The sequence below is a fragment of the Pedobacter sp. 05L430 genome, from assembly GCF_056397585.1.
In genome coordinates this window covers 1-7,360 of record NZ_JBFTNT010000211.1, presented here as the reverse complement: position 1 = coordinate 7,360, position 7,360 = coordinate 1, and the positions used below count along the sequence as shown (strand labels likewise).

The 7,360-nt window shown below is 39.0% G+C and carries 5 protein-coding genes; all 5 read left to right on the top strand.

What is annotated here, in order from left to right; translation table 11 throughout:
• Positions 1-611 (top strand): vanadium-dependent haloperoxidase (locus AC1DG9_RS20110; RefSeq protein ID WP_477635122.1); only part of this gene is annotated, 611 nt, incomplete at its 5' end.
• Positions 612-653: 42 nt separating this feature from the next.
• Entirely contained in the window at positions 654-1,748 is a 1,095-nt protein-coding gene (locus AC1DG9_RS20105; RefSeq protein WP_477635121.1) for a hypothetical protein, read from the top strand.
• A 175-nt stretch (positions 1,749-1,923) separates the two neighbouring features.
• Positions 1,924-5,409, top strand: a complete 3,486-nt coding sequence (locus AC1DG9_RS20100) for a PVC-type heme-binding CxxCH protein (protein ID WP_477635120.1) — start codon at positions 1,924-1,926, stop codon at positions 5,407-5,409.
• A gap of 23 nt (positions 5,410-5,432) precedes the next feature.
• Entirely contained in the window at positions 5,433-6,623 is a 1,191-nt protein-coding gene (locus AC1DG9_RS20095) for an FG-GAP-like repeat-containing protein (RefSeq protein WP_477635119.1), read from the top strand.
• Positions 6,624-6,661: 38 nt separating this feature from the next.
• A partial coding sequence (locus AC1DG9_RS20090) for a hypothetical protein (protein WP_477635118.1) occupies positions 6,662-7,360 on the top strand: 699 nt, incomplete at its 3' end.

The window sequence follows — 7,360 nt, the reverse complement described above, 5'->3', positions numbered from 1 at the left end:
AGGGAGGGGCAGGGCTAACACCAGAACATAGAGCGATAGCCGCATTTTGGGATTGCAATCCTTTTGCATTAAAAAGTGATGGACATTTGTTAACCGGCATGAAGAAGATCTCTCCGGGAGCACACTGGATAGGTATAGCAGGAATTGCATGTAAGCAATCGAAGTTTAGTTTCTCTAAATCTTTAGAAGTATATACCATGGTGTCTGTTGGTTTAACAGATAGCTTCATTAGTTGTTGGGACGAGAAATTCAGAAGTAATAGGATACGACCAGAAACCGCCATTAGGAGCTATATTGATCCCAAATGGAAACCATTGCTACAAACCCCGCCATTTCCGGAATATCTAAGCGGGCATTCTTGTATTTCCGCTACTTCTTCTGTTATACTGACCCACTATTTTGGTGATAATTACCATTATACTGATGATGTTGAAGAGAAATATGGCCTGCCATCCAGAAAATTCACCTCATTTAAAGCGGCTGCAAAAGAAGGAGCAATGAGTAGATATTGGGGTGGTATCCATTTCATGGATGCTATAGAAAACGGAATGACCACTGGCTTTGGTGTTGGGGAATTGGTCATCTCGAAATTGAAAGCCAAACAATCTTAAAAATAAACCAAACAAACTAAATTTTTAACCTAAAAATCAATTATGAAAAAAATCTTTACCACGCTCGCTATTGTTTTAATCACCGCTAAAGTTTTTTCCCAGGGATGTGTAGCAATCCGAAGCACCGGAGGGATTTGTGCAATGACCGAACATCCTGATAGCTCGTTAACATCTGATGGTGGAAGTTGGGTTTTGAATATCAATACCCGATATTTTATGTCAAATAAGCATTTCAAAGGCGATGTTTATCAAAAAGAGAGGATTAAGGCTGGAAACGAAGTGATCAACCATCAGTTTGCTACTGATCTTTCCCTGATCCGAGTATTCAACAGTCGTTGGTCTGCAATGATAGATGTTCCTATTATCTCCAATGCCAGATCCTCCAAATATGAGCATAATGCGCCGCCAAATCTTAATGACGAAAGACATAGTATGCACTCATTTGGATTGGGCGACATTAGGGTTGCAGCTTATCGCTGGTTGTTCAATCCTGCAACCAGTCCAAAAGCAAATGTTCAGGTAGGATTGGGGATTAAATTTGCCACCGGTGTTTATGATTATAAGGATTACTGGCAAAATGTTGGTCCTGGTAAAAAACCAGAMTTACGTACCGTAGATCAGTCAATTCAATTGGGCGATGGAGGAACAGGTTTAACCCTTGAAATTAATTCATTTGCTAACATAAAAAACAACCTTGGTTTGTATGCTAATGCTTTTTATTTAAGTAATCCACGTCAGAATAATGGAGTAAGAACTTATCGCGAGTTAGTTAGCCCAGCATTGGCTAACGAGGCAATTAGCAGTGTTCCAGATCAGTTTATGGCAAGGTTAGGAGCCAACTATGCTTTGAATAAATTAGTCGTTTCTGCAGGTGGACGAATTGAAGGTATTCCAATTCATGACGTTATTGGTGGAAGTGGAGATTTCCGCAGACCAGGATATGTTATTTCAGTTGAACCAAGCCTTACTTATCAGCTAAGCAAAATAAATATTTATGCTTCGGTACCTGCAGCGGTATACAGAAAAAGAACTCAAAGTGTTACCGACAGGGCGCGCTCAACTGCTACAACATTTGTAAACGGGGATGCAGCCTTTGCGGATTATTCTGTCAATCTGGGAATTTCTTTCAGACTGTAATAATTTGAATAGGAAGCTGTCCATAAAGCACAATCGTGCATTATGGACAGCTTTTTTGTTTCTATGCCTTTGGTAAATGAATATATAATTGTAATTTGAAGCAAACTAAACACAAATGAGACTGAAACAGAGCATTTTAATGCTCTGCCTTCTGCTTGCTTCCTCTGGGTGCAACATGTCAAAAAAGACAAGTCAGAGGAATGTGAAGGGAATAACCGACCCTGATCAAAAGCAGTTTGCAGAGCATATCCGTACCACTGAATTTCAGACACCTGAGCAGGAGCGTGCCGGATTTAAATTACCTCCGGGATTCGAAATTACACTTTATGCATCTGAACCCGACATAGGAAAACCAATAAACATGGAGTTTGATGAAAAAGGTCGGCTATGGGTCACACAGTCATCAGAATATCCAATGGCAGCAGCTCCGGCAAAAGGTCATGATAAAATAACCATACTTGAAGACTCAGATGGAGATGGGAAGGCCGATAAATTCATACCATTTGCAGAAAATCTAAATATACCAATTGGTATAATACCGGTTCAGAAAGGCGCTATTGCCTTTAGTATCCCAAATATTTACCAGTTTACTGATTTAAATGGAGATTGGAAATCAGATGAAAAAAAAGTAATTCTAGGTGAATTTGGTCACCAGGATACACATGGGATGGTCAATAACTTTATAAGGGGGTTCGACGGATGGATCTATGCTTGCCATGGGTTTACCAATACTTCAACAATTGCAGGTACTGATGGAGATTCCATTACCATGGTTTCAGGAAATACATTTCGTTTTCAGCCTGATGGAAGTAGGGTAGAGCAAACTTCATATGGTAGGGTGAATCCTTTTGGCTATACATTCGATGAATGGGGGTATCTGTATTCAGTTGATTGCCATTCTAAACCAATTTATCAATTGATTAGAGGAGCGGAATATCCTCATTTTGGTAAGAAGTCGCCAGCCATGGGTTTTGCTCCCGAAATGATGAGTTATGAACTTGGATCAACAGCGTTATCTGGTCTGGTTTATTATTCCGGAGAGCAATTTCCCCAAGAATACCGAAACAGTTTTTATTCAGGAGATGTGGTTACCTGCCGGATCAATAGAAATACAATGTCTTTTACCGGTTCATCACCCGAAGCGAAGCGTCAGGAGGATTTCTTAATCAGTTCCGATCCATGGTTCAGGCCCGTTAACATTAAAACAGGGCCTGATGGTGCTTTATATATTGCCGATTTCTATAACCGTATTATCGGGCATTATGAGGTACCTCTGGACCATCCGCTCAGAGACCGTCAAAGTGGAAGGATCTGGAAAATAACTTATAAAGGCGATAAGAAACATAAAGATAATAAGCTTAAAGATTGGTCAAAAGCCAGCCTTGCTGAATTGATTAAAAACTTAAACCATCCTCAACTTAATCTAAGAATGATGATTGCCAATCAAATTGTTGAAGGGTATGGGGTAAAGGCAGTTGATCAGTTAACCGATAAACTTAAATCATCCAAAACCGATTCAAGGTCCTATGTTCAGACTTTGTGGATTTTGTTTCGTTTAAAGGCTTTACAGGACGGGGTTTTAGATAAGGCACTTAATCATAACGATGCGGTGATTAGAGTGCATGCATTTAGAATACTTGCGGAGAAAACAGCAATTCCATTAAAATATCAGGAAAAGGCATTAAATGCATTAAAGGATACAAGTACACATGTACAGCGTGTTGCGTCAGAGGTGTTGGGTAAATATCCAAAAGCGGTAGCGGTTAAGGCTTTACTGTCGGTTTACGCTGGCGCTGGTGAACAGGATAGTCATTTGAAATATACTGTTCTATTGGCTGTAAGAGATAACTTAAAGAATACTGAAGTAATGAAAAATGTTCTTGCTCAGAACTGGAATGAAGAACAGTTAAAAGTATTGATCAAAGTTATTTTGGATGTGCCGTCTAAAGAGGCTGCACTATTTGCGATGAGATATCTGCAAAACCATAATTTATCACATAAAGAATTGGTTTCTAATTTAGAATATATTGGTCGTTATATGGATGCCGAAAACCTGACGCAACCTATTGAGTTTATCCAGAAAAAGTTTTCTGATGATCTTGATGGGCAGTATGCATTGTTCAATACCATGCAGCAGGGTTTACGGCAACGGGGGGGGAAATTAACACCGTCAATGAAAAGCTGGGGAATCACCCTGGCCCAAAAGTCATTAAAAAACATCTCCGCTACATCTAACCTCTGGAGTAATAAACCACTAGAACAAACCGGCGATCCCATAAATCCTTGGTCAACAATAAATCATGCAATTATTGCAGAATTACCTACTCTTAAAGTAATCTGGAGCGAGATTAATGGCTATCCTCCAACTGGCATACTTGTTTCACCTGATTTTGCTTTACCCTCATCTTTAGCACTTAGTGTATTTGACAACGATGTACATAACACTGAATCTAAAATAGGTATTTCAAAAAATACTGTTCGAATTCGTCTGGCTAAATCTAAAAAGGTAATTGCCTCTTATCGTGCAGTGTTTAATGATAAAATGGAAGCTAAAGAACTTATGAAATCTGTGAAGTTCAATTTAGAGCCTTATAAAGGGCAAATGGCATTTCTTGAAGTTGTTGATAGCACTAAGACCGGATCTGTTGGGATTGGGGGATTAATACCTGCAGTTTTAAATATCCCGGATAAAGGGGTGGCGGAAACAGCAGCACGCTATACTTTGGCTGCTGAAATTGTAAGCGATTACAAGGTAAGGGAGCTGGAACCAGAAATGGAAATGTTAGCAAAAGCGCGCTGGGCCGATTACAAGACACGGGCTGCGGCTGCAATGGCTTTGATGAACTTAAACCCTGCTAAGCATAAAGCACTAATCTCAGAGATATTTTTAAGTCTTGATGAGGGGCAGTTGTTGAAAGAAAAAATTGCTCAGGTAATTGGTCAGGATAATTCTGAGAACCGATACGTCTTATTACAAAAAGGTTTTGAGGGAAGTCAACGCAGCTTACAGCTTGCAATTGCAACTATATTGGTCAACTCTGAAAAAGGTATTGATTACCTTTTGACTTCTGTTAAACAAGGTGATGTAAAATTCGATCTTTTATCTGAATTGCCAGTAAAAGAGGGGCTTGCTGCAAATATTAGCTCAAAACAACAGAAACAAATAGATCAAATGAGCTTAGGTCAGGCCTCAGAGAGCGAAGCACGGAAACAGCTGATAGCATCCCGATTGTTAGACTTTGATCCTACAACTGTAACTCTAGAATCCGGTAAAGCAATGTTTATGCAGAATTGCAGCATGTGTCACCAGATAAAAGGAAATGGCGGCATGATAGGCCCACAGCTCGATGGTATTGGAAACTGGGGCCAAAAGGCCTTAACAGAAAAGGTATTAGATCCAAATCGCAATATTTCACAAGCCTTTAGAACATATAATATAGTTTTAACAAACGGGAAGGTGTTAACCGGTTTGTATCGCAGAGAAGAGGGTGAAGTGTTGGTGTTTGCAAACCCTGGTGGGCAGGAATTTTCCATTCCTAAAAATGAAATTAAAGAAAGAAAACCTTCCAAATACACGCTAATGCCAGATCAATTTAGTAAAACGATTGCCAAAAAGGATTTTGATGCATTGCTTAAATATTTGTTAAGTGTAAAAGAATAGAATTATCCATATAGAAAAATAAAATGAAGAATATAAACAGACCACTAATTGCATGTTTAGTAGCTGGTATTTCATTGCTTAGTAATACAGGGTCAGCACAGGTGAAAAGTAAAAATGTAAAAGAAATACATTTTAAAAAGCATACGCTAACTAATGAATTTATCTCAGAAGGTTCAGCCGTAGGTGATTTGAATAAAGATGGTAAAATGGACATCATTGCCGGAGCTTACTGGTTCGAAGCACCTGATTGGAAACAACATGAAATTGATGAACCTAAAAAGTTTGATTGGAAAAACGCTTATAGTAATTCATTTCTAAACCACACAATGGACGTAAATCAGGATGGTTGGTTAGACATTATTCGGGTCGATTTTCCGGGAGAACCCGCCGTTTGGTATGAGAATCCAAAGAATAAAGACGGACACTGGAAAATGAGAACGCTGTATTCATCTGTAGGAAATGAATCGCCTCGCTTTGTAGATGTTGACGGAGATGGAAGAACAGATCTGTTATGTGCAGATTCCAAGGGGAATAAAGTAGTTTGGTTAAAGGCGCCAGTTTTAAAGGGTGATACTACATGGACGGTACATGTTATAAGCGATGTAAAAGACAGGGGAACTCACCAGTTTACCCATGGTTTGGGCTTTGCAGATATCAATAAAGATGGCCGGGCTGATGTGTTTATTAAAGATGGATGGTGGGAGGCCCCGGTTGACCGTACTGCCTCTGACTGGACATGGCATCCAGCAAATTTTGGCGATGATTGCTCTCAAATGTATGCAATGGATTTGGATGGCGATGGCGATGTGGATGTTATTAGTGCTTCTTCTCATAATTACGGAATTTGGTGGCATGAACAGGTAAAAGATAGTCAGGGGAATACAGCTTGGGCACGTCATGAGATTTTTAAATCATTTTCACAAACCCATGGCCTTGYACTGATAGATATGAATCGGGATGGTCATCCTGATCTGGTAACTGGAAAGCGCTTTTACGCACACAATGGACACGATCCGGGCGAAGAAGAGCCTGCTGTTTTATATTGGTTTGAATATAAGCCGGGAAAAATTCCCTCTTGGATTCCTCATCAGATCGACGACAATTCCGGGATAGGCCTGCAAGTTGTAACTCAAGATATGAATAAGGATAAACTCATAGATATTGTTATTGGAAACAAAAAAGGAGTGTTCTATTTTGAACAATTGAAAAAGTAGCTTTTTTTGTATATTTATGATAACCAAATATTTAAATAATGAAAAAGCAATTGACGCTCCTAATTGTTGCTGTATCTTTATTGCTGGTAACATGTAAAAAAAAATCAGGACCTGATGAGCCTGAGCAAACTCCTGTTAAATTATTGTCCAGAATAATAGAGGTAAGTGGATTTCCAACACCAACCACAAAATTTACGATCTATACTTATGATGAGAAAAAGAGGATAAGTACAATTAGCTGGGCCGGAAAAGAATTTGCGACATATACCTATCATGGCGATGAGCTATTTAGCATAGATACAAAGTTCGGTAATAAGAGAAATCTTTCGGAATTTTCGTATGCTGATGGAAAACCAAAACAAATAGTCAGGAAATTTTATACCGATGGGGAATTAAAAGGAGGGGTCACGCTCGGGAATATTTATACCGGAGATAAGATTACCGAAGTTCACGTAAATGAATCTGGTACTGTGGCACAAAAGCGATTTTATCGGTATGCTGGAGATAATATTGTCGGGTATGATAGTCAAACGGATGTATTTATCATAAAGGAATCTACTTTTGGAACTAAAAAAAGCATGTATTTTAATTCACGATTAAAATACATAAATGGAATAGAGACCTTTGACAGGTTTTCACCTAATGATTTGCTTGCTTCAGTTATAAAGTATCCAAACGGCGCGGAACTTCGGCAAAAAAATACATTCACTTACGATGATGATGACTTTCCTGTAACT